Raw genomic sequence first — 22,793 nt, 5'->3', positions numbered from 1 at the left:
TTAGCGGGCTGTACGAACCAGGTGGTTTTTGAAAAGTGACATGACCGAAGGCAGCATCACCAGCGTCACAATGGCTGAGATCGCCATGATGCTGGCCAAAAACACGCCCACGGTGATGTAAGGCACCAGCGGCGCAAACAGCAATGGGGTAAAGCCCATGGCAATCACAATGGCATTTCGCGAGATAGCGCGGGCCGGCTCCTGAAACATGAGCTTGATGGTAGCTGACCATTCTTGTTGCTGGCTCAACGTGGCGCGGAACCGCTCGATAAAGTGAATAGCAAAATCCACCGACAGCCCAAGGGTCAGTGCCGAGAGCACCGCAATGGGCATGTCGTAGTCTTTGCCGACCCAGCCGATCAGACCGTAAATCAGGGTAATGGTTAAGGTCAGGGGCAGCATGGCCAGAATGCCAAACAGCAGCGAGCGGAAGAGCAGAACCATCATGATCAGCACAATGACAAAGGCGCTGGTGAGGCTGTCGAGCATGCCTTCCACCATCTGCTGCTGCCAGACCACATTCAGATACGCCTTACCGGCCCAGTTCAGCTCAAGTCCCTTTGGCAGCGGGTGTTCAGTGGTGTATTGATCGACTGCATCCACAACCGCCGTCATATGCTGATTATCGCCACTGGTCAGTTGCAGCCAGACTAACGCGCTCTGATAGTCTGGTGTTACAAAGTGCCATAAGTCCTGCGGCCGGTGTGAGGATTGGTACTGCAACAGGGTTTGTGCCACGCCATTGGCATTGGCAGGGAGCTGATAATCCTTCTCTTCACCGGAGCGAAGCTCGCGATTGACGGTTTTGACCACATCGGCCAGAGAATTGGACTTACCCACCAGGCCAGTCTGTTTAAGGTGTTGTTCCAAGTCGCTGATGTAGCTCAGCACCTCGGGTTGTAAGAAGGCCTTTGACTGGCTGTTAATACGCTCCAGTTTAAGCAGTAACTCGCTCAGTACATCGGCTTCGTCAAAGCTCACCTCAAAGCTTTTATCATCAATGGCCATGATATGGTCATTGATGTCGCTGTCGGCACTGGCGCGGCCTTTCAGCCAGTCGGCGGTGTCTTCGCTCAGTGCTTTATTTTGCGCTTTTTTTTCAATAGCGGCTGTGACCTTGTCCTGGTTATCACCTTGAGTGTTTTCCAGGACCAGATAGGCGTTGTAGGTCCCAGCGAAGTGGTCATTCAACACTCGGTCGGCAATGCGCAGCTCGTGGTCGGATTTAAACCAGCGCACTGGGTTGTCGTTGATCTGAATCTGGCTGATGCCCCACACCGATACAGCAAGGATAACCACAAAACCCATCACCCAGAGCCTGGCATGACTGCCGGCCAAATGCCCTAGTTTAACCAGGGCGGGGGCGAGTTTTGACTGGCTCTCATCGGGGAGCTTCTGAGTCAGTCGGGTCAGGGTTTTATCACTGAGTCCGCATAAGTAAGCCGGAACAAAGGTTACCGTTATTAAAAACGCCAACAGAATACCAAAGCCGACAAAGGCGCCGAAGATCTGCACCGGAGGGATTGGGGTGATCATCAGGGATAGAAAACCCACCGTAGAGGTGACTGAGGTAAATAACATGGGGGTAAACAGATGACCCATGACTTCGCCAATGACAGCCTTGGCGTCGTCACCGGGTTTAAAACGGTCGGCAAATTCCGACAGAATATGCACCGAGTCGACCACGGCGATGGGCATCAGGAAAATGGCGATCATGGAGGACATGATATGCACCGTAAAACCCATCCCGATCAGCAACCCCATGGTGATGAGCACTGTACTCATGGCCACGATCATGGCTGGCACAATAAAGGGAATATTGCGGAAAAACACAAACAGCAACACAAAGATGGTCAGTCCGGCTAAGGGTGCCGAGATACCCATCTGTACAAACATCTCATAGCCGAAACGATCTTCGGCCACCGGCAAACCCGTGATATGCCAGTCGTCGCTGGAATCCAGCGCATCGATATGGCTTTTCAGCTCTCGGGCAATGGCGTAGCTCTGGTTCTTATCTTTAATAGGGACATAGAGCGCGGCGGCTTTGCGATCTTCCGAAACCAGAGTGTTATACAGTAAGGGCAGGTTTTCTGCCTGCTTGCGAATACGCTCGGCGGCGGCGTTGTCTTTTGGTGGTGTTTTCATCATCCATTCAAAGCGAATGGTGCCCGGGTCCTCCTGGGTGATGTTATCCACATTGGCCAGCGACATCAGGTCCGCCTCAATCACGCCCTCAATACCCTCGGCATACTCAGTCAGGGCGTGCAAAGCGCCCAATGTTTGAGGATTGTAGACGCCCTTTTCATTCACTACACCCACCACAATGGTGTCGTGCATGGAAAAACGCTGTTTGACTGCATTGTGGAATACCCGCTGAGTGTTATCAGCAGGGAGCATGTTTTCCGGATCGGTATCGATTTGTATTTGCGGCAATAAAGCCACAAAGATCGCCGTAACCAGACCAAGAGCCCAGTAAACAAGCCGTCGGTGTGACGTGGCGAAACGAAACAATGGCTGACCCATGTTGCTCCTCTTCATTAAATTCTAATTTAGATATTTACGAAATATAGATGTAAAAAAATAGGCTGTCACCCTGTATTTCGCAAAAATCTAAACTTTATGATGTTTAAATTGAGTGACAGCCTGCTGGTATTTTTAGGGATGTTCGACTTTCAGCTCGGCTTTCTTCCAGGCCTCAAATCCGCCGTCAACCGAGTAGACTTTGTTAAAGCCCATCCGCTGCAGTGACTCGGCGGCCAGCGCCGAGCGGGCTCCACTGCGACAGTATAGGTAAATGTCTTTCTGGGCCAATTCATCCAGCGGCGCCTCGGCACCTTCGGCCAGGGAGGCGATTTTCATTTCCAGAACGCCTCTGGGTAGGTTGACAGCGCCGGGCACAAACCCCTGCTCGTACTCACCAGGCTCGCGCACATCGATGATCATTACATCGTGGGCCAGTTGTTGTTCCAGTGTGGTAACCGGGACTTCGTTGATGTGCTTTTTCACATCGGCGACGATTTCGGGCGCAGACTTAATCATGAGACCTCCATAAGCTCGGGTAATGTTTGCCAGAACACCAATCCTGCCAGCAAAATCAGAAACACCGCAAAACCTTTGCGGAGTCGCTGTTGAGGCCAGCGAGCGGAATAATGTTGGCCAATCAGGGCGCCGAGGGCACCCAGGGTTGCAATTGAAATCAATACTAACCAGTCAAGCGTAGAGCCTTGCTGGTTGAGCAGCCAGCTATTTTTTATAAAACCCACACTGGCGTTGACCGCGATCAGCAATAAGCTGGTGGCTCGGGCTCGTAGAAAATCCAATCGAGCGATCATCACCAGCGCAGGTAACAGCAAAAAGCCGCCGCCAACACCGGCAAAGCCGGTAAAAATACCTACCAAAAACCCTGTCGCTACCATCAGCCACAGTCCGGCCGGGTTATTCTCGGCGGCCTTGGGCTGCTGGCGCCACATCAGGCTGCTGGAGACCAGCATTAAAATGGCAAATACCGCGAGCTGCACCGCACCGGATACCAGGCTGGCCAGCAGTGCGCCACTATAGGTACCAGCAATGCCGGGCACACCCAAGGCTACTGCATTGGGCCAGTGAATTTGTCGGCGACTGTCACTGAATAATAAAGTGGTGATACTGATAATGGTGACGATAAACAGCGACCCGGTCACCGCTTCTTTGGGCGACTGACCGGCCAGATACACGAGCACGGGTAGGGCTAACACTGAGCCCCCTGAGCCGAACACGCCCAGACTCACGCCGATACTGGACCCTGCTAATAGGGCTAGCTGCATACGCCACCATAAGTAATAAGGTTATAACTACTGGTTGTATGTTATTTCGTGTTTTGCTAAATTTCAAGAGTGATTTTTAAGCAATACTGTTAGATTCTGTATAGAGGAGAGCATCATGACCATCAATGTGCAGCATTTCTATCATGAAGACACGGGCACCTTAACTTATGTGATTCATGAGCCAAGCTCTGCTGAGGCGGCGGTGATCGATCCCGTGCTCGATTTTGACTATGCCGCCGGTCGCACCGATACCACCTCTATTGATGCTATTGTGGCCTACTTAAGACAGAACCGGTTGACCCTAAAATGGGTGCTCGAGACTCATGCTCACGCCGATCATTTAACCGCCGCGCAGCATTTAAAGAAGCAACTGGGGGGCACTATCGCCATTGGCCGTGGCATTACTCAGGTACAAAGCACCTTTTGTGAAGTGTTTAACTTAGGTGAAGAGCAGGATGTGACAGGTCGTGATTTTGATCATCTCTTTGCCGAGGGCGAGCATTTTTCGCTTGGCTCTGTGGAGGGGCAAATTTTAGCGACGCCAGGGCATACCAACGACAGCATCAGTTATGTGATCGACGGTAATGCGTTTGTGGGTGACACTCTGTTTATGCCCGATGCGGGGACGGCTCGCTGTGACTTCCCGGGGGGTAGCGCGTCGCTGCTGTATCAGTCTATTCAAAAGCTCTACGCGCTGGGGGACGAGATAAAAATCTGGGCCTGTCATGATTATAAGCCAGAAGGGCGAGAGCTTCGTTACATGGCCACTGTCGCCGAGCATAAGGCCAACAATATTCATGTGAACGCGGATACCAGCGAGGCTGCTTTTGTGGAGAAGCGCGAGGCACGGGATGCCACGCTGGCTATGCCAAGGTTGATTGTACCCAGCATTCAGGTCAACATTCGCGCCGGACTGTTGCCTGAACCCGAGAGTAATGGTGTTCGCTACCTGAAAGTACCGCTGAATCATTTGGGCTGTACATAGACGGTGGGGCTATTCGGCGCGCAAGGCCTCAATCGGTGGCAGGCGCGAGGCCATATACGCCGGCCGGGCCCCAGACAGCAAGCCCACAAGCAGCGAAACACTCAGTCCCAGGCCGGCGCTGGACAGGGTTAGCAAGGTCGGTAGCTCTGGTAGCCAGTAAAACAGCAGTCCTTGCAGCACGGCGACGGTTAGCAAGCCCAGTATCCCGCCGATCAGAGCCAGCGTCAGTGCTTCACCAAGAAAAAGCAACATCAGCAAGCGCTGTGGCATACCTAAAGCGCGCACTAATCCCACCTCTTGCTGACGCTGACTGATAGTGATAGTCAATATGGTATAGATGCCCACAGAGCCTACCAGAAGTGAAATGGCGCCGATGATGATACCGGTAATCCGAATCGCGGTTAAAATGCCAGCCATGGTATCGAGCATTTGATCCTGAGTAACAATAGTAAAGTCCTCGGCGCCATGGCGCTTGATAAGGTGCAGCTTAATGGCACTGACGGCCTGCGGCGGGCTTAAATGGGATCGGTAGACGATGTCTACTTCCATCAGTGAGTCGCGGTTAAATAGCTCCAGGCCCTTGGCTGCGGGGACATACACCATTTCATCGAGATCCATGCCCAGAAACTGGCCCTTAGGCGCGAGCACTCCGACTACTGTAAAGCGTTGCCCGCCGATACGAATAAACTCACCGAGCACATGCGTATTCTCAAACAGGGCCTGATGTATTTTGCTGCCCAGCACCGCCACCGGCCTCGGACGATATAGATCATCGTTGGGCAGGAAGCGCCCCTGAGCTTGTTGCAATTGCCAGGCCGCCAGCGCAAAGTGATTGGTGCCGATAATGTCCGTGGCTCGCAAGCGATTGGCGTGTTTGACTTCGGCGGTACCGGCGATAACTGGGATTACTTTTTCCACCTGAGGTAAGTGTTGCAGGCTTGCAACATCTTCAAGATAGAGCCCTTTGTTGGTGCGCAGTATGCCACTGACCCCCATAGTCTCAGTTTTGCCCGGGGTGACAGCAACAATGTTGCTGCCAAACTGCGTAAACTCAGCCACTACAAAGGTCTTTAAACTGTCGCCCAGCGCAGCCAGCAAGGTAATGGTACTGACACCAATGGCAAAGCCCGTAATAGTCAAAGTATTACGGTGGCGTTGAGATAGCACCGATGTTCTTATCCAGTCGAGTGCATCTATTAGTTTCATCCTCTGAGGGCCTCCACAGGTGACACATCTGCGGCCTGACGAGCAGGGAACCAGCTAAAGGCACCAGCGATGCAAAGAGCCAACAGCGTGGCCGCCAAGGCAGCCCAAACTGGTATGGTGACCAATAAATACGATTGCAGTTGGTTGAGGAGCAACAGGGCCATAAAGGTGACGAGCAACCCCAAGGCACTTCCCATAGCGGCCAGTAGTAGCGACTCGCTGACAAATAAGACCAACACGGTACGGCGGCTGGCACCCATGGCTTTGAGCAGGCCTATTTCGCTGCGTCTCTGCGCCACGTTGATAAGACTTAGGTTCATGACCAAAAAACCGGCGACCAACAAGCTGACGGATGCGAGCAGTCCAATCACGGCCGTCAAGGTGAGCATGATGCGGTTAAAGGCATCAAGGATGGAGGCCTGAGTGACAATCGTAATATCTTCGCTACCTTGATGGCGCTGACGGATTAACTCGTAGATGTGCTGAATAATGGCCTTATCTTCAAACCGGTGCCTTGTCTCAACCAATACCCGAAACAGTGCGGGTGAGTCGAATAAAGCTTCGGCAGCGGATACGGGAATGATTGCCACATTCCGCATATCCAGCCCCAAAGACTCTCCCCGGTAGTTAAGGATGCCCACTACTCGAAATCGATATCCATCAAGAGTAACCTTCTGGCCCAACTGAGTGTGATTGTCCAACAAATCCTGGGCCAGTTGATGGCCCAGTATCACGTCGTTGCGGTGGCTATGGTTTTTACTGAGGTTTTGTCCCATAGCCAGCTCCTGGCCTCGAACAGCCAAAAACTCATGAGTAGAACCCACCACCATAATGTCTTTGCTAAGGCCCTGTACTGACAATGTCGCGGTGCCAGCGATAATAGGGGCAACCCTGACTATGCCGGGGAGGTGTCGAATGGCTTCAGCGTCCTGTATTGTCAGGTCCCGCGTGGCGGTACCGTAAAAAGGAATACCGCCCCCCTGAGTGTGTTTTTTGCCCGGCAGGACGATCAACATATTACTGCCCAGAGCCGCAAACTCACGTTGTACATATTGCCTGGCGCTCTCCCCCAGGCTGACCAACAGCACCACCGCACTGACACCAATTGCGATACAAAGGCTAATCATCGTGGTGCGCCAACGGTGGCGGACCAGTTGATGGTGATGGAACTTGATAATGTCGGTGACGATCATGAGTTCACCAAAGCTCCGTCGATCATACGAATTTGCCGCCGGGCTCGCTGTCCCAGCGCCGGATCGTGGGTGACCACAATCAAAGTGATACCTCGTCGGTTTAGGTTTTCTAACAGCTCGGTAATATCATGACCGGATTGTTGATCCAGATTGCCGGTGGGCTCATCGGCCAGTATCACACTCGGTTCGGTGACAATCGCCCGGGCGATGGCGACACGTTGTAGTTGCCCACCGGATAACTGGGACGGACGATGATGAGCACGAGCAAGCATATCCATTTGCTTCAGAACCGATGTTACCTTCTGCTGGCGCTCATGTGATGGTACTTCACTAAGCACCAACGGTAACGCTACATTCTCAAAAGCTGTGAGCCGCGGAATAAGCTGAAATGACTGAAAGATAAAGCCGATATGTTCACGTCGAAGCCGGGCGCGTGACTCTTCGCTGAGTTCGTGAGTCGGGTGCTGGGCCAGCCAGTATTCGCCGTCCTCGAATACATCCAAAAGGCCAATCATATTCAGTAGGGTGGACTTCCCTGAGCCCGATGGTCCCATCAGGCTAACGTAGTCACCCGAGTGAATCTCCAGATTGATGTTCTTAAGGGCATGCAGCTTAGTGTCGCCAGATGGGTACCACTTATTGACTGCCTGCATGCGGATCATTGTGTCGACTCTTGCTCAGAGAGAGGTATTACTGCCATTCCCGCCTCAAGGGGAACCGAGGTGTCCAGCACAATCATATCCCCTGAGCGAAGCCCTTCGGTTATCTCTGTATAACGCCAGTTGCTCAGGCCCTGCTGAATCTTAGCAACCTGTATTTCTCCATCCACCACTCGGTAAACCTGGTCCTCATTAAAAATAGCTGGCGTCGGAATTCTCAGTACTTCTGTTCGGGCTTCTATCAGAATTTCCATATCGGCGCTGTAACCTACAAGCAGGGGAAAAGGAGGGGGTTGAGTGAGTTTTGCCTCCACTTCCACGGTTCGGGCCTGACGCTGCTGGGCAAAGACGTAAGGTGCGATGCGTCTGACCCTGGCCTTTAGTGTGGTGTTGCGAAAGGCATCAATATGCACGGTGACCGGCATATCAAGGTGAATCTGAGCAGCATCCACCTCATCGATGGGCGCGGTGACGTAATAGCAGCTGTCATCAATAAGATCCACAACGGGGAGGGTGGGGATGCCCGGCGGTGAGGGCGTGGCAAATTCACCCACCTCACCGTTAACTTCCGCGACAGTGCCGGGGAAAGGAGCGGTAAGCTGGGTTTTGCTTAGCTGGGCCTGATAAAGTTCAATGGTTGCCTGGGCCTGATTGATACTGCCTTGAGCCGCTTCACAGGCAAGTTGGCTGGCCCGGGCATTGGATTCGGCGACATCCACCTGTTCTTCAGAGGTCAGTCCCTGGGCCATTAAACGCTTCAGGCGGGTAGCCTCACGCTGGTCTCTCTCGGCAAGCAGGCAGAGCCGACGCCGTTGCAGTTGTGATTGGTCTAATGCCGCTTGTGCCTGGGCTAGCTGGGCCTGAATATCATCATTGTAAAGCGCCAGTAGCAGCTGGCCCCCTTTAACAATATCTCCGGCCCGAACCGTGACGCTTTCAATTTGTCCGCCAATAGGAAAGGATAAGCGAGCGCGGCGGCAAGCTTCTATCTCGCCAGCCCGGTTATTGACCACCGTGTGACTGACAAGGCCGGTATTCACGCGGTAGGTTTGCACCTTGAGGGGGGACTGTCGTTGCCACAGCCAGAGAGGCACCGCAAGCAGGATAACAATGCCAATAAGCCATTTTTTCATAGGTAACCGTAGCCAAGCGGGATATTACCTAATAATAGACACTCGGCGGTACACAGCAGTGATCTGTATCAATTGGAGGGGAGAGTCAGAGCCGTTCTATTTTCTGACTATAACGGTAGATAACATAAAGCAGAAAAGCGACTACCAACGCTAAGGGCAGCAAAAGCTTAAGGGTGTGGGGTAAAGGCAGTTCCCCGCGGATAAGGCCAAAGTCGGCAATCAGGCCCATTGCGAAGCCAAACACCAGAGTAACCAGTGGCAGAATGATAAGCGCGGATTTGATATCGGATTTCTTATCTTCCTTGTTTAATGACTTCATCCCTGCATCCATGTGATATTAACCCTTTAATAGAGATAGCGTCGTTTTACCCTAGCCGAATGCCCACATCAGGTCAATTTTTCTTCAATGATTTGGAACCAGGCAGGCCCTGAATCAATCCATGGGCCTGCCTCATATTCAGCGCTAGTGATCGTGGTCACAGCCGCCTTCGCCGTGCACATGACCGTGCTCCAGCTCTTCGGCAGTGGCTTCACGCACATCTACCACTTCCACATCAAAGTTAAGCGTGATGCCTGCCAGCGGGTGATTGCCGTCGACGACGACTTCATCGTCCGCCACATCCACCACGGTTACAGACTGATCACCGGCATCAGTGGTCGCACGAAATTGCATACCTACTTCCACATCCATGCCTTCAAACATGGATTTTGGGACGGCTTGCATCAGTTGATCGTGGCGTTCGCCATAGGCTTTCTCAGGCTCGACTTTGGTTTCGAAGGTATCACCGGCGGCCTTACCTTCGAGCTCTTCTTCCAGGCCCTTAATAAGGAAGTTCTGGCCATGGATGAAAGTCATTGGCTCGGCGTTTCTGGAGGAATCGATTTCCACACCCTCATCGGTGCTCACTGTGTAGTGCATGGTGACTACAGTATTGGGTTCAATCTTCATAAATTGTCTCTATTGATCGTCGAGTTTGTATGGCAATGGCTGTACGCTGAATTGTTGTTCAGGGTTGGCCTTACTGCGCAAAACGGCATCGGATTCAGTGTCCTTAGCCAGTACTGCCAATAACCAAGTCTCCGCTGTTAGCGGCGCACAGCTTAACACAGTGCCACCGCGACGCCAGTTTTCTCCCAGTTGGAGCTCCAGCGTATCACCGGGGTTAAGCTCATGCCGCCCCTCTCCTTTGAGGATAAAAGCAGCGCGTTTGTTCCGGCCTAAAAACTTGGTGCGGGCCACTACTTCCTGGCCCATGTAACAGCCTTTCTTAAAGTTAATGCCGTCCAAAGCGTGCACATTCATCATTTGAGGCACAAATTCGTTGCTGGTGGCGTCAGTAACCTGAGGCAGCCCGGCCTGAATATCCAGCGCTTGCCACAGGGCACTGTCAGCCACAGAATCGGCCAGTGCGGTTTCCAGAGTGTCGGCCAGTTGTGGCGTCAGCATTAACAGGTAGCGGGGTCTGGGCTGATCGAACCGGATTATGGCACCGTGCTCTGAAGCACTCACTTCAAGGTGCTTCTCGGGGAGGGAGCCAAACTGCAGCTGTAGCCATTGCTCCAGCTCTTGACCATGGCCACCATAAAGCCGGAACTGGTCGCTGGTATCGCGAATATCCACTTTAGAAAACACGCCATATTTCTTTAGTTCTGGCAGTGACGCAGCCAGTCCCCCGCGGTGGCCCACAAGCACGCTTTGGTCTTGCCATAGAAAACCGTGAAACAGGCTCCAGCTCTTGCCCTTAAAGTCACAGTGAGCGGCCAGTAATGCGGTGTCATGACTCATCTGATTGGCGTCATTGGTTATTTGCCCTTGCAGGTACTGAATCTGCTCTTCGCCTTGCAGAAAAATCAGCCCCAGTTGGGGTAGGGGACAAAGCAGGTTCTCAGGGAGCTCTGTGAGTGTTGAGGGTAAAGACTGAGTCATCGGCGATATCTTGTATTGAAGTGTTGCGGGTTATTATGGGGATGGATGGTCGTAAGTCCAATCCCCGGCTGTGCGGATTGGTATTACATCCTTGGCATTACTGGTAAGATTAGCGGCAGTAAAATTCGCCAATAGGTTTCTTGAAGATGTTTGACAAACAACGCACTAATCGGGTTCGCTGGGCTTGCCGTCGCGGCATGCTGGAGCTGGATGTTTTGTTATTGCCCTTCTATGAGGAAGTGTTTCATGACCTCAGCGATGCCGATAAGCTCACGTTTGAACGTTTGCTTACCTGCGATGATCCTGACCTTTTTGCGTGGGTAATGGGCCACAAAGCCTGTGAAGACAGAGATCTGGCCGCCATGGTGGACACCATCGTTAAGCGTGTCAAAGCATAGTCTGCATATTCGTCCTTCGGCTTGGCCCGGACGACTTGTCATACTTCTGTTCGCCACACTGATAGGTAGCGTGTGGCTTTGGCAACCCTACATCTTCACAGGGCAAGCATGGGCTCAGTTGGGGGTTAGCCTGTTTCTGTTAGCGGCAGGCTGGTGTATTTACCCCCGCGGAGAGAAGACGCAACGGCTCTGGTTGGATGAAAAGGGGCAGATTCAGTGGCCAGAGGCAGTAACAGAAGGGCAAGCTGGCTGGCAAATCACCAGTGATTCCCGGGTTATGCTGGGAATTATCTGGCTTACATTACGCAACCCGGGGACATCCCGGCGTCGCTGGCTGACGTTGTATAAAGACAGTCTGAGCGAGGCGGACTTTCGTCGGATATGTCGACAGGTACGCCGTATTCAGAGCAAGGAATATGAATATGAATAATGGGATCAGGGAATTACGTCAGCCACCGGCGTTGTTGCCACTGTTTGTTAAAGCCGTAGCTAAACGCTCTCGGGCGATGTCGGAACCGGCATTGCCACAGCATCGACTGGCGCTGACCATGCGCCCGATCACTGCTAAATTAAAGGCCTATCATCGGCTGGTGGGGTGGCAGGGAGAAGGCATTCACCCCTGCTGGCTTCAGGTAAGGGCCCTCCCGTTGCAACTGAGTTTGCTGACCGATAAGTGCTGTCCCTTTGCGGTGATGGGGCTGATGCATATGAAGAACCGCATCCAGCAGTATCAGCCAGTCCGGGAGAATATGGCGCTGGAGCTGAGCTGTTCTCTGGATGCGTTGAAAAAGCACCGTATGGGCTGGCAGTTTGAAATTCTTACCCAGGCTCGCCATCATAAAAAACTGGTGTGGGAGTCGGTGGCGACTTCACTCGCCCCCACGGTGAAGGTCCAAGCTGGACAGCGGCAGCGCCAGGCTCCCGAGCCGCCAGAAGTTCAAGCTTTGGAGTGCTGGTCACTGGAAGCGGATCTGGGGCGGCGCTACGCCTCGGTCAGCGGCGACTACAATCCCATTCATTTGCACCCATTAACATCATCCATGTTCGGTTTCCCACAGCCTATTATTCACGGTATGTGGAGTTATGCCAGAATCCTATCTGCCTTGACTGAACATGGGTACATTGACACTGACTTTAGTTCCTCGGTGACCTTCAAGCGCCCCTTGGTGTTACCCGGGGACGCCGAACTGTATCTGAACGGAGAGGAAGCCTCGGTAAATCAAGGGCGTTTCGAGCTACGCGCAGAGAGTGGCCACAAAGTATTATTGAACGGGGATTGGCAGGCGCTGAGGAGATAGCTTCTAAGATACTAGGGTATGTGTTATGGCAATAAAGTGTTTTAACAAACCTAAGGTTTGGTTTCATCCCCTCAAGCATCTGGTACAATCAGTTACCAGACAATAAGAACAATAGCAGACACAGCAGGTTTTCAATGATTTATAAAGCCCAGAGCCCGGCCAGCTTCGCCGAAGAATATATTGTTGAGTCGATTTGGAGCGGACGTTTTCCTCCCGGGACTATCTTACCTGCCGAGCGGGAGTTGTCGGAGCTTATCGGTGTGACCCGAACGACGTTACGCGAGGTGTTACAGCGTCTGGCCCGTGATGGCTGGCTGACTATTCAGCACGGCAAGCCGACCAAAGTGAATAACTTTTGGGAAACCTGTGGGCTGAACATTTTGGAAACGCTCGCCAGCCTGGACGAGGAAGGCATTCCCGACCTGGTGGATAATCTGCTGGCGGCGCGAACCAGCTTCAGTGCCATCTTTATTCGCGGCGCTATCAAACAGGCCCCTGAAAAGGTGGTGAAACTGTTGAGTGATTTCGATTCAGTGGAAGACACCGGTGAAGCCTTTGCCGAATTTGACTATTGGATCAATCACGAACTGGCCATGGCCTCGGACAATCGTGTTTATGTGCTGATGATGAACGGCTTCAAGGGCTTGTATAAGCGTATTGGCAGCTACTATTTTACCCACGAGCCCTCCCGCGAACTGGCGCGAGATTATTACGCTAAATTGATGGCGGCTGCTAAGGATGGAGATTTCGAGCGAGTGCCCGCACTGGTAAAAGATTACGGCATAAAGAGTGGGCGCATCTGGAATAAAATTCGCGGCGATATGCCAGGCGACCTCGTCGAATAAGTGAGGCCTTTACCTCTCATTGTTAAAAGCGGAGCCAACGGGCTCCGTTTTTTATGTCTGACTGATACCTGTCACAATACTGGTGAGCTAGTGGCAGAGCCGCTTTATCAATATAAAAACGGGCTGTAGTTAATGCTACAGCCCGTTTAATGATTGACCTGACTGACGCTTTGTAACGTCGTCTAGGTGTATTAGCCTGGATTATTAAGCCATGTTCTCGTTGGCGAAATCCCAGTTGACCAGGTTCCAGAAACCTTCCAGGTACTTAGGACGCGCATTGCGATAATCGATGTAGTAGGCATGCTCCCACACATCCACGGTCAGCAGAGGCGTCAGGTTTGGATCAGTAATGGGCGTGCCGGCATTGCTGGTATTAACAATATCCAGAGAGCCGTCAGCTTTTTTCACCAGCCAAGTCCAGCCAGAACCAAAGTTGTTGGCGGCTTTGTCATTGAAAGCTTCTTTAAAGTCAGCGAAAGAGCCCCACTTGCTGTTGATGGCCTCGGCGACCGCACCACTTGGCTCGCCGCCACCGTTCGGGCTCATGCTGTGCCAGTAGAAAGTGTGGTTCCAAACCTGGGCTGCGTTGTTAAATACACCGCCTTCTGATGATTTGATGATCTCTTCCAGGCTCTTGTTTTCCATGTCAGTGCCTTCAACCAGGCCATTCAGCTTAGTGACATAGGTGTTGTGGTGTTTGCCGTAATGGAATTCCAGTGTCTCGGCTGAGATGTGCGGCTCAAGGGCGTTTTTTTCATAAGGCAGAGCGGGTAGTTCAAATGCCATAATCGTCGTTCTCCATGTACAGTTAATGAATGAAACTATCCCTACGCTCAGACAAGCGCAAGGTTTTATAAAGTCTTTTATTTACTTATTAGTCTAACAACAATATGGGGCTTGTCGATAAGAAAACAAGCCCACAGTCAGTAAGTTGCTCTGAGTGTAGACTGTAATTGGTTGTAAAGCTGGGGTGTGGCATTGAAAAAAGTTACAATGGCCGCCACATCGTGGTTTTACGTTAGTAAGAGGTTCCGAGTCGTGGAAACAGTAGAGAAAATCAAACAGCAGATCGCTGAAAATCCTATCCTCATTTATATGAAGGGCTCGCCCAAGCTGCCAAGCTGCGGCTTTTCTGCACAGGCAGCACAGGCACTGATGTCCTGTGGTGAGCAGTTTGCCTTTGTCGATATTCTGCAAAATCCGGATATCCGTGCTGAACTGCCCAAATACGCCGACTGGCCGACATTCCCTCAGTTGTGGGTTGAAGGTGAACTGGTTGGTGGATGCGATATTATCCTGGAAATGTACCAGCAGGGTGAATTACAGCCGTTGGTCAAAGAAGCGGCCGAGCGTGCTAAAGACGCCGAGCAAGGCGAGTGATAACGCGTCAAACGCAAAAAAGGGCCAACGGCCCTTTTTTTATGTTCTCTGCTCGCTGAGGCGGGGATTACACGACTTCTTTAAACAGTGACTCATCCACAATGGTAGCGTCGATCACTTCCTGAGCTGCCTGTACACATTTACCGCACTGGCTGCCAACCCCCATACTCAGGCGCAGCTCACGCATGTTGCCAATGCCTTCTTCACGTACCACATTGGCAATTTGCTTTTCGGTTATGCCATTACACAAGCAGACAAACATGACAGACTTCTCCAAACAACGACGCAAATGATAATAGTTGTTATTTGTTTTGCATGCAAGCGCTAATTTGATGTTTTAATGACCATTGCCAACCTGTATAGATCTTCAAAACGGCCTGACCTAAGATAAGTGCTCGTCTGTCATCAAAGATTTTCTGACGAAGTTTCTGGTTCGGGACTTGGTTTTTTCTTACCAGACCCCAATTTAGTCCAGACTGAACAGTTTCATCTAAGGGCGGCCTTCGGGTTGCCCCATAAACTCACAAGAAACGGAGAAGACAATGAGTGTATTAGTAGGTCGTCAAGCCCCCGACTTTACCGCTCCAGCAGTACTGGGCAACGGTGAGATCGTTGATGAATTCAATCTGCAAAGCCACATCAAAGGCAAAAAAGCGGTTATCTTTTTCTACCCGCTGGATTTCACCTTTGTTTGTCCTTCAGAGCTGATCGCTTTTGATAAGCGTGTTGAAGAGTTCACTAAGCGTGGTGTTGAGGTGATCGGTGTGTCTATCGACTCTCACTTCACTCACAATGCGTGGCGTAACACCCCTGTGAACGAAGGCGGTATCGGTGCGGTGAAATACCCTCTGGTTGCTGATATCAAGCACGACATCTGTAAAGCCTACGACGTTGAGCACCCAGAAGCGGGCGTTGCTCTGCGTGGTTCCTTCCTGATCGACGAAGAAGGTAGTGTTCGTCACCAGGTCGTGAACGATCTGCCTTTGGGTCGTAACGTTGATGAGATGCTGCGTATGGTTGACGCACTGGCGTTCAATCAGGAGCACGGTGAAGTTTGCCCTGCTGGTTGGCAGGAAGGCGATGCTGGCATGGGTGAAAACCCAGAAGGCGTGAAGAAATACCTGTCTGAGAATGCTGACAAGCTGTAAGCAGTAGCCGGACGGACAAAAAAGCCGCTCTTCATGAGCGGCTTTTTTATTTCAGGAATCGGCTGTTAATCAAGATGCGTTCGGTTCGTCCTCGCTGGCAAGTGGCCATCCCCCCAGGCTTTGCCACTTATTGACCATGCCGCAAAACAGCTCCGCGGTTTTCGCTGTATCGTAGAGCGCCGAGTGGGCCTCGGACTGGTCAAATTCGATACCGGCTGCCCGACAGGCTTTAACCAGCACGGTTTGCCCATAGGCGAGCGCGGCCAGACTGGTGGTGTCGAACGACACAAAAGGGTGAAACGGTGTGCGCTTGATACCGCCGCGTTCGATGGCGGCATTAACAAAGCTCTGGTCGAAGGAGGCGTTGTGGGCCACGATGACCGAGCGCTGGCAGTCGGCGGATTTTTGGGCTTTGCGTACCGCTTTGCATATGGCTTTCATCGCCTCGGTTTCGTCTACGGCACCGCGCAAGGCACAGTTTGGATCAATACCGTTAAACTCAAGCGCGGCTGGCTCCAGGTTGGCGCCTTCAAAGGGTTCGATATGATAATGCAGGGTCTGATCTGGCTCCAGGCGGCCATCTTCGGTCATCTTCAAGGTAATGGCGGCAATTTCCAGTAAGGCGTCAGTTTTGGGATTAAACCCCGCCGTTTCCACATCGATGACCACTGGAAAATAACCACGAAATCGATCTTTGAGTTGTTGCCCTTGCGCTGTCATTGTATACCTATATGAATAATGGGAGCGGAATTATCACAGTTATGAAGGGCGCTATCCAGACTCCATTTATAATTAAGGGTTAAGTGATCGCCGAAACCGCCGATACTAGGGTGGAGAGAGTGGAAACGGTAGCCATGAAAAGAACAGTTTTAGCTTTGACAGTCCTGATTGCCCTGCCGGTGACGGCCGGTGTAAGGCACTACTCGGCCGATATCAATGAGTCCCAGTGGCAGCTTACCGACAGCAGTCGCCTGCAATGCCGCCTGGAGCATAATATCCCCGGCTACGGCGACGCCATGTTTACCAGCCGTGCCAGCAAGCAGCTGAACCTGGAGTTTGAGTTGGACATGCTTAGTCTGCCCAGTGAATACGGAGCTGCAGCAGTCTACTCGGCGCCTCCGGAGTGGATGCCCGGCCAGATGCAGCGCCGTCTGGCTGAGATGCCCATACGCAAGCAGTACAACGGCGACCTTCCGCAGAAAACTGCCTGGACGATGCTCTCCGAATTGGAAAAAGGCTATTGGCCGACCATCTATTATCAGGATTGGTATAACCGGTATGACAGAGTGGCAGTGGAGCTAAACGCCAGCAATTTTATCGGAGAGTACCAGTCTTTTGTGCGCTGCGTGTCGTCGTTACTGAAATTCAGTTTCGAAGATATTTCCTACTCCGTGTTGCAGTATAAAAAGAACAGCGATGAATTTACTCGTGCCTCAGAGAAAAAGCTCAGCATGATCGCCCAGTACCTGAGAGAAGATCCCGGCATTGAATTGGTGCTCGTGGATGCTTACACCGACAGTTGGGGAGGCAGTTGGCATAACCGTGAGCTGTCAAAGCAGCGTGCCCAGCGTGTGAAACGCTTCTTTGAGGAAAACGGTATCGACAGTGATCGCATCGAGACAACGGCCCATGGCGAGCGGCGTCATATCGCCGATAATGCACGGGAAGTAACCCGGGCCAAAAACCGTCGGGTTGTGATTCGGATGGCAAAGTCCTGATAACCCGCTGGCTGTGACTTAAACAAACGCCCTCATCAGTAGTGAGGGCGTTTGTTTAGGAGCAATAGGTTAACGGGCGTATTCGTTAAAGGCCTGAACTTGAGCCTGAATACCTGGTGCATCCAGTTTGAGTTCGGCGTACATTTCTTGTTGAGAACCCTGCATAATAAACTCATCAGGAATCCCCAGTCGCAGCACCCGGCAGGCGAGTTGTTTATCCATTACGGTTTCTGCTACCGCACTGCCGGCGCCGCCCATGATGACGCCATCTTCCAGGGTCACCAGTAGCTCGTGCTCCTCAGCCAACTTCGCGATCAGATCGTTATCCAGGGGCTTAACAAACTTCATGTCAGCCAGTGTGGCATCCATCTTTTCAGCCGCTTCTTTTGCGCCGGGTAGCAGGGTGCCGAAATTTAAAATGGCCACGTTTTTCCCCTGACGCAGGATTTCGCCTTTGCCAATCGGTAGAGCCTGCATCTTGGCTTCAATGACGGCACCGCAACCCTGGCCCCGAGGGTATCGCACTGCGGCAGGCTGGTTGAGTTTGTGGCCGGTGTAAAGCATTTGTCGGCATTGGTTTTCGTCGGAAGGCGTCATTATCACCATATTGGGAATGCAGCGCAGATAGGCCAGATCATAAGCCCCCTGGTGTGTCGGTCCGTCAGCGCCTACGATACCGGCCCGGTCGATGGCAAACAGCACGGGCAGATTTTGTAAGGCCACATCGTGGATCAGCTGATCGTAGGCCCGTTGTAAAAAGGTGGAATAGATGGCCACAATGGCGTTTAAACCATCCTTAGCCATTCCCGCGGCCAAGGTCACCGAATGCTGCTCGGCAATGGCGACGTCCGAATACTGCTTGGGGTACTCTTGCGAAAAACGCACCATTCCTGAGCCTTCACGCATGGCGGGTGTAATGGCCATCAATTTTGGGTCATCGGCGGCCATATCGCACAGCCAGTCGCCAAACACCGCTGAGAAGCTCGGTCCTGCGCTTTTAGTCTTGGGGAGTTGGCTGTCGGCCGGGTTGAATTTGGGCACCGCGTGCCATTTGATGGGATCTTTTTCCGCCATCTCATAGCCTTTGCCTTTACGGGTGACCACATGCAGTATTTGCGGGCCTTTGAGGCTGCGCATGTTGCGCAGTGTATCTACCAGGCCATTGACGTCATGACCGTCGATGGGGCCGATGTAGTTAAAACCCAGCTCTTCGAAGATGGTGCCGGGCACGACCATGCCTTTAAGGTGTTCTTCGGCGCGACTGGCAAACTCTTTGATGGGCGGCATACTGCTAAGCAACTTCTTGCCACCGTCACGAATGCTGTTGAAAAAATTCCCAGTCAGCAGGCGTGCCAGGTGGCTGTTGAGTGCGCCCACGTTTTCGGAGATAGACATCTCATTATCATTGAGCACCACCACCATATCTTTGCCGATATCTCCCGCATGGTTCATCGCTTCGAAGGCCATGCCAGCGGTCATGGCACCATCGCCGATTACCGATACAACCTTGCGGTTTTTGCCTTCTTTTTCTGCCGCCATGGCCATACCCAGGGCGGCGGATATGGAAGTCGAAGAATGGCCCACGGCAAAGGTGTCGTAGGGGCTTTCTGGCGGCCAGGGGAACGGGTGTAAGCCGCCTTTTTGGCGAATTGTCGTCATGCGTTCACGACGGTCAGTCAGGATCTTATGGGGGTAAGCCTGGTGGCCCACATCCCAGATAAGGCGATCGAAAGGGGTTTGATACACGTAATGCAGGGCCACGGTCAGTTCAACAGTGCCGAGCCCTGAGGCGAAGTGTCCACTACTCTGGCTGACACTGGCCAGCAGATATTGCCGCAGTTCATTGGCTAATTGCCGGAGTTTATCTTTCGGTAATTCGCGCAGCTGCTCCGGGGTATTTGCCAGTGCCAACACCGGGTAGTGTTCAAGGTCCAGGGTCATGGGGGTATCTAGTAATCTCGGTTAATAATAAAGTCACTAAAGGACTGTAGTAATTCGGTATTGTAAGGTAAAGCGCCGAGCGCTTGTACTGCTTGCTGATGCAATTGCTGGCACAGATTCTTGGCACCTTGCAGACCGAGCAGGGAAGGGTAGGTACTCTTATTGCCCTGATCATCAGAGCCTTGGGGTTTGCCCAGTATCTGAGTGTCGGCGGTGATGTCCAGAATATCGTCCTGCACCTGAAACGCCAAACCAATGTTACGACCAAATTCATTCAGTGACGCTTGTTGCTGTTCTGGCAACTCCGCCAATTGTGCGGGCATTATCAAGGCGGCCCGAATGAGGGCGCCGGTTTTGGCCAGATGCAATTGTTCCAGCTGCTCCAGGGTAACGGGCGTATTCGTGGCGGCCAGATCCTGAGCCTGTCCGCCACACATCCCCTGGTAGCCAGCGGCGCCGGTCAGGGTCTGCAATAGGGGCAGGCGTGCTGATTCAACCGAGACGCTCAGGGGTTCGTGGCAAAGCAGCTCAAAGGCTAATGTCTGTAAGGCATCACCGGCTAATATGGCAGTGGCTTCGTCGAAACGAACATGGCAAGTGGGCTGACCGCGACGTAAATCGTCGTCGTCCATGGCAGGCAGGTCGTCATGGATCAATGAGTAAGCATGAATGCACTCCAGAGCCATAGCGGGTGGATCTAAGTCTGCCTGTGTCAGGCCCAGCATATCACCTGTGGCATAAACCAGTGCTGGGCGAACGCGTTTACCGCCGAGCAACAGAGCGTGTTGCATGGCTTGCTTCAATCGGGGAGCGGTATCGGGCAGAGCGTCGAGACGCTCGGTCAACAGACCATTGATGCGCTGCTGATAATCTGCAAGAGCGATTTGCCAACTCACGGCCATCTTACTGTTCCGGCTCAAAGTCGACCAGGTTTTCTTGTCCCTGCTCGGCGAGCAGCATTTTCACTTTCTGCTCAGCCTGTTGCAGCTTTTGTTGGCCCTGCTGGGTCAATGCGATGCCGCGTTCGAAGCGCTGCAACGCCTCTTCTAATGGGAGTTCGCCTGCTTCCATCTGTTCGACAATGGTTTCCAGCTCTTGCATGGCTTGCTCAAAGGATAAGGTTTCAGATGGCTTGCTATTACTCATAAGATAAGATTACGACATCGAGGTTTAGAGAGGCCTGCATCGGCAGGCGGGACGCATTACTGGCGAACCTTACCCGAGGGTTATTAAGGGGTCAATGGCCTTTTTCTTTACCAAAGCTTTAGAATATTCTTAAGGTGTCGATAAATTGGTGAAGCAAGTCAATCAGTTAGCCGGTCTATGCCGAATGTTACTATTGATGCAAATTGGGGATTCCCTATCACTGCGGCTCTAGTATCATAAAGGCATAGTAGTCAGACCCAACCTGGGTGAAGTGGAGGATAGTGTGGATTTAGCAACCCTGATAGGCATGTTAGGTGCGATCGGTTTTATCGTGATGGCGATGATCCTAAACGGCAGTATTGAGATGTACCTGAACATCCCCTCCGTGCTGATCGTATTCGGCGGTACCCTGTTTGTGGCACTTAGCTCCTATACACTGGGCCAGTTTTTCAATACTGGCAAGGTTGTGGTCAAGGCATTTATGTTCAAGCTACAGCAGCCTGAAGAATTGATCATGAAGATCGTCGAAATGGCCGACGCGGCTCGTAAAGGTGGTTTCCTGGCGCTCGAAGAGGCTGAAATAGAAAACGACTTTATGCAAAAGGGCGTGGACATGCTGGTGGACGGGCATGATGTGGATGTGGTGCGGGCAACACTGTATAAAGATATTTCTCTGACCAGCGAACGACATGAGTTTGGTGCCTCGGTGTTTAAATCCATCGGTGAAGTGGCCCCGGCAATGGGGATGATTGGTACGCTGATAGGTCTTGTGGCTATGCTGTCGAACATGGACGACCCCAAATCCATCGGTCCGGCAATGGCCGTAGCGCTGCTGACCACCCTCTATGGTGCCTTTTTTGCCAATGTTATTGCCTTGCCATTAGCCAGTAAGCTGGAAAACCGCGCCGAACAGGAAAAGTTAAACCAGACCTTAATTTTGGATGGCATCGTCGGCATTGCCGATGGTCAGAACCCCAGGGTCATCGAAGGCCTGTTGAAAAACTACCTGGCGGCTGGCAAACGCATCGAAGAAGCAGAAGAGTAATTTATGTCCGATCCGCAAGAGAAGGAATGTCCCAAATGCCCCCCTCCCGGCTTGCCGGCGTGGATGGCAACCTTTGCCGATCTGATGTCGCTGTTGATGTGTTTCTTTGTGTTGTTGCTGGCGTTTTCAGAGATGGATGTGCTCAAGTTTAAGCAGATTGCCGGCTCCATGAAGTTTGCTTTCGGGGTACAAAACAAAATCGAAGTAAAAGACATTCCCAAGGGCACCAGTGTGATTGCTCAGGAGTTTCAGCCTGGCCGGCCAGAGCCCACTCCCATTGAGAATATTCAACAGGTCACCATGGAAGTGACGGAGCAGTCGCTGCGTTTTCAGGCCGGGGATGAAGATTCATCGGGAGGTCGTCAGAAACAGCGCGGTGAACAGCGGGGCGGGCAGTCGCAGCAAACGGCCAGTCAGCGAGCCTCGGCGTCTACTTCTGGTGCACAGCAACAGATGAACGAACAATTGAAGAAAGTGGCTCAGCAGCTGGAAGAGCAGATTGTGGATGGTGCAATTGAAGTGGAATCGCTGGGACAACAACTGGTGATCCGCATTCGCGAAAATGGCGCTTTCTCCGCCGGTTCAGCCTTCTTGCAACCGCAGTTTATTCCTGTGGTTCGCAAAATTGGGGGCTTGCTGGCCGATGTGCCGGGGCGCCTTGAAGTGTCCGGCCACAGCGACAATCAAAACATCTCTAATGAGCTCTATCGCTCCAACTGGGATCTGTCTGCTCAGCGGGCGGTGGCGGTAGCTGAAGAGCTGGCCCGCTCGGAGGGCTTCGACGAATCGCGCATGGAAGTGGTCGGCATGGCCGATAATAAACCTTTGGCGCCCAATGACACTCCTGAAGGCCGCAGCAGAAACCGTCGGGTAGAGATTGCTATCAGTCAGGGTGAACCCATGGAGTCAGAGCCAGTGTCGGTGCTGGAGCGACAGTAATGGTGCTTTAGGCGGGCGTTTGGCTCTGC

At 52.4% G+C, this 22,793-nt stretch carries 26 protein-coding genes; 10 read left to right on the top strand and 16 right to left on the bottom strand.

The annotated features are described in order from the left end of the window. The 3 genes from HMF8227_RS09980 to HMF8227_RS09970 form a co-directional block, all read right to left on the bottom strand. On the bottom strand, positions 1 to 2,523 hold the full coding sequence (locus HMF8227_RS09980) for an efflux RND transporter permease subunit (protein ID WP_109340044.1): 2,523 nt from the start codon (positions 2,521 to 2,523) through the stop codon (positions 1 to 3). A gap of 132 nt (positions 2,524 to 2,655) precedes the next feature. Beyond that, on the bottom strand, positions 2,656 to 3,039 hold the full coding sequence (locus HMF8227_RS09975) for a rhodanese-like domain-containing protein (protein ID WP_239421258.1): 384 nt from the start codon (positions 3,037 to 3,039) through the stop codon (positions 2,656 to 2,658). Next, positions 3,036 to 3,803, bottom strand: coding sequence for a sulfite exporter TauE/SafE family protein (locus HMF8227_RS09970; RefSeq protein ID WP_109340043.1), 768 nt, complete (start codon positions 3,801 to 3,803; stop codon positions 3,036 to 3,038). Before HMF8227_RS09970 ends, HMF8227_RS09975 begins: the two co-directional genes overlap by 4 nt. Before the next feature lie 115 nt (positions 3,804 to 3,918). On the opposite strand from HMF8227_RS09970, the gene HMF8227_RS09965 reads away from it, so the two are divergent. After that, positions 3,919 to 4,788, top strand: a complete 870-nt coding sequence (locus tag HMF8227_RS09965) for an MBL fold metallo-hydrolase (RefSeq protein ID WP_109340042.1) — start codon at positions 3,919 to 3,921, stop codon at positions 4,786 to 4,788. Positions 4,789 to 4,797: 9 nt separating this feature from the next. Here the strand turns inward: HMF8227_RS09965 and HMF8227_RS09960 are convergent, their stop codons facing one another. The 7 genes from HMF8227_RS09960 to ygfZ form a co-directional block, all read right to left on the bottom strand. Continuing rightward, positions 4,798 to 5,994, bottom strand: a complete 1,197-nt coding sequence (locus HMF8227_RS09960) for an ABC transporter permease (protein WP_109340041.1) — start codon at positions 5,992 to 5,994, stop codon at positions 4,798 to 4,800. Next, positions 5,991 to 7,187 carry an ABC transporter permease gene (locus tag HMF8227_RS09955; protein ID WP_109340040.1) on the bottom strand — a complete coding sequence of 399 codons (1,197 nt, stop codon included), beginning with the start codon at positions 7,185 to 7,187 and terminating at the stop codon, positions 5,991 to 5,993. Before HMF8227_RS09955 ends, HMF8227_RS09960 begins: the two co-directional genes overlap by 4 nt. Further along, on the bottom strand, positions 7,184 to 7,849 hold the full coding sequence (locus tag HMF8227_RS09950; protein ID WP_109340039.1) for an ABC transporter ATP-binding protein: 666 nt from the start codon (positions 7,847 to 7,849) through the stop codon (positions 7,184 to 7,186). Before HMF8227_RS09950 ends, HMF8227_RS09955 begins: the two co-directional genes overlap by 4 nt. Next, entirely contained in the window at positions 7,846 to 8,979 is a 1,134-nt protein-coding gene (locus HMF8227_RS09945) for an efflux RND transporter periplasmic adaptor subunit (RefSeq protein WP_109340038.1), read from the bottom strand. The genes HMF8227_RS09950 and HMF8227_RS09945 overlap by 4 nt, the downstream gene beginning before the upstream one ends. 85 nt (positions 8,980 to 9,064) lie before the next feature. After that, entirely contained in the window at positions 9,065 to 9,298 is a 234-nt protein-coding gene (locus HMF8227_RS09940) for a hypothetical protein (RefSeq protein WP_109340037.1), read from the bottom strand. A 144-nt stretch (positions 9,299 to 9,442) separates the two neighbouring features. Then, positions 9,443 to 9,928, bottom strand: a complete 486-nt coding sequence (locus HMF8227_RS09935; RefSeq protein WP_109340036.1) for an FKBP-type peptidyl-prolyl cis-trans isomerase — start codon at positions 9,926 to 9,928, stop codon at positions 9,443 to 9,445. Positions 9,929 to 9,937: 9 nt separating this feature from the next. Continuing rightward, complete coding sequence (gene ygfZ / locus HMF8227_RS09930) at positions 9,938 to 10,906, bottom strand: tRNA-modifying protein YgfZ (RefSeq protein ID WP_109340035.1); 969 nt, start codon at positions 10,904 to 10,906, stop codon at positions 9,938 to 9,940. A gap of 146 nt (positions 10,907 to 11,052) precedes the next feature. Here ygfZ and HMF8227_RS09925 point away from each other — a divergent pair, with 146 nt between their 5' ends. From HMF8227_RS09925 to fadR, 4 genes are all read left to right on the top strand, one after another. Then, entirely contained in the window at positions 11,053 to 11,304 is a 252-nt protein-coding gene (locus HMF8227_RS09925) for an FAD assembly factor SdhE (protein WP_109340034.1), read from the top strand. After that, positions 11,246 to 11,734, top strand: coding sequence for a protein YgfX (locus HMF8227_RS09920; RefSeq protein WP_109340033.1), 489 nt, complete (start codon positions 11,246 to 11,248; stop codon positions 11,732 to 11,734). Before HMF8227_RS09925 ends, HMF8227_RS09920 begins: the two co-directional genes overlap by 59 nt. Further along, on the top strand, positions 11,727 to 12,602 hold the full coding sequence (locus HMF8227_RS09915) for a MaoC/PaaZ C-terminal domain-containing protein (protein WP_162558569.1): 876 nt from the start codon (positions 11,727 to 11,729) through the stop codon (positions 12,600 to 12,602). Before HMF8227_RS09920 ends, HMF8227_RS09915 begins: the two co-directional genes overlap by 8 nt. Before the next feature lie 134 nt (positions 12,603 to 12,736). Continuing rightward, positions 12,737 to 13,447 carry a fatty acid metabolism transcriptional regulator FadR gene (gene fadR, locus HMF8227_RS09910; RefSeq protein ID WP_109340031.1) on the top strand — a complete coding sequence of 237 codons (711 nt, stop codon included), beginning with the start codon at positions 12,737 to 12,739 and terminating at the stop codon, positions 13,445 to 13,447. A 204-nt stretch (positions 13,448 to 13,651) separates the two neighbouring features. Here fadR and sodB read toward each other — a convergent pair whose 3' ends face one another. After that, positions 13,652 to 14,233: a superoxide dismutase [Fe] gene (sodB, locus tag HMF8227_RS09905; RefSeq protein WP_109340030.1), complete on the bottom strand. Its 582-nt coding sequence runs from the start codon at positions 14,231 to 14,233 to the stop codon at positions 13,652 to 13,654. 252 nt (positions 14,234 to 14,485) lie between these two features. On the opposite strand from sodB, the gene HMF8227_RS09900 reads away from it, so the two are divergent. Further along, positions 14,486 to 14,827: a Grx4 family monothiol glutaredoxin gene (locus tag HMF8227_RS09900; protein WP_109340029.1), complete on the top strand. Its 342-nt coding sequence runs from the start codon at positions 14,486 to 14,488 to the stop codon at positions 14,825 to 14,827. A gap of 67 nt (positions 14,828 to 14,894) precedes the next feature. Here the strand turns inward: HMF8227_RS09900 and HMF8227_RS09895 are convergent, their stop codons facing one another. Next, positions 14,895 to 15,089: a (2Fe-2S)-binding protein gene (locus tag HMF8227_RS09895; RefSeq protein WP_109340028.1), complete on the bottom strand. Its 195-nt coding sequence runs from the start codon at positions 15,087 to 15,089 to the stop codon at positions 14,895 to 14,897. A gap of 280 nt (positions 15,090 to 15,369) precedes the next feature. Here HMF8227_RS09895 and HMF8227_RS09890 point away from each other — a divergent pair, with 280 nt between their 5' ends. Further along, positions 15,370 to 15,975, top strand: a complete 606-nt coding sequence (locus HMF8227_RS09890) for a peroxiredoxin (RefSeq protein WP_109340027.1) — start codon at positions 15,370 to 15,372, stop codon at positions 15,973 to 15,975. A gap of 69 nt (positions 15,976 to 16,044) precedes the next feature. Here the strand turns inward: HMF8227_RS09890 and rnt are convergent, their stop codons facing one another. Beyond that, positions 16,045 to 16,695, bottom strand: a complete 651-nt coding sequence (gene rnt, locus HMF8227_RS09885; RefSeq protein WP_109340026.1) for a ribonuclease T — start codon at positions 16,693 to 16,695, stop codon at positions 16,045 to 16,047. A gap of 134 nt (positions 16,696 to 16,829) precedes the next feature. Between rnt and HMF8227_RS09880 the strand changes: the two genes are divergently transcribed. After that, complete coding sequence (locus HMF8227_RS09880) at positions 16,830 to 17,693, top strand: flagellar protein MotY (protein WP_109340025.1); 864 nt, start codon at positions 16,830 to 16,832, stop codon at positions 17,691 to 17,693. Positions 17,694 to 17,762: 69 nt separating this feature from the next. On the opposite strand, the gene dxs is transcribed toward HMF8227_RS09880, so the two are convergent. The 3 genes from dxs to xseB are packed head-to-tail and all read right to left on the bottom strand — an operon-like array spanning position 17,763 to position 20,780. Further along, positions 17,763 to 19,634, bottom strand: coding sequence for a 1-deoxy-D-xylulose-5-phosphate synthase (dxs, locus tag HMF8227_RS09875; protein WP_109340024.1), 1,872 nt, complete (start codon positions 19,632 to 19,634; stop codon positions 17,763 to 17,765). A gap of 8 nt (positions 19,635 to 19,642) precedes the next feature. After that, complete coding sequence (gene ispA / locus HMF8227_RS09870; RefSeq protein ID WP_109340023.1) at positions 19,643 to 20,536, bottom strand: (2E,6E)-farnesyl diphosphate synthase; 894 nt, start codon at positions 20,534 to 20,536, stop codon at positions 19,643 to 19,645. A gap of 1 nt (position 20,537) precedes the next feature. Further along, complete coding sequence (gene xseB / locus HMF8227_RS09865) at positions 20,538 to 20,780, bottom strand: exodeoxyribonuclease VII small subunit (protein ID WP_109340022.1); 243 nt, start codon at positions 20,778 to 20,780, stop codon at positions 20,538 to 20,540. Positions 20,781 to 21,063: 283 nt separating this feature from the next. On the opposite strand from xseB, the gene pomA reads away from it, so the two are divergent. Beyond that, a complete protein-coding gene (gene pomA / locus HMF8227_RS09860) occupies positions 21,064 to 21,825 on the top strand; it encodes a flagellar motor protein PomA (RefSeq protein WP_109340021.1) in 762 nt (253 codons plus the stop codon). 3 nt (positions 21,826 to 21,828) lie between these two features. Continuing rightward, the gene (locus HMF8227_RS09855; RefSeq protein WP_109340020.1) at positions 21,829 to 22,764 is read left to right on the top strand and encodes a flagellar motor protein MotB; all 936 of its coding nucleotides are present in this window, start codon (positions 21,829 to 21,831) and stop codon (positions 22,762 to 22,764) included. Positions 22,765 to 22,793 lie beyond the last annotated feature (29 nt).

The sequence above is a fragment of the Saliniradius amylolyticus genome, from assembly GCF_003143555.1.
Taxonomy (GTDB): Bacteria; Pseudomonadota; Gammaproteobacteria; order Enterobacterales; family Alteromonadaceae; genus Saliniradius; species Saliniradius amylolyticus.
Note: the sequence above shows the minus strand (reverse complement) of the source record. Positions and strands in the feature narration are given on the sequence as shown.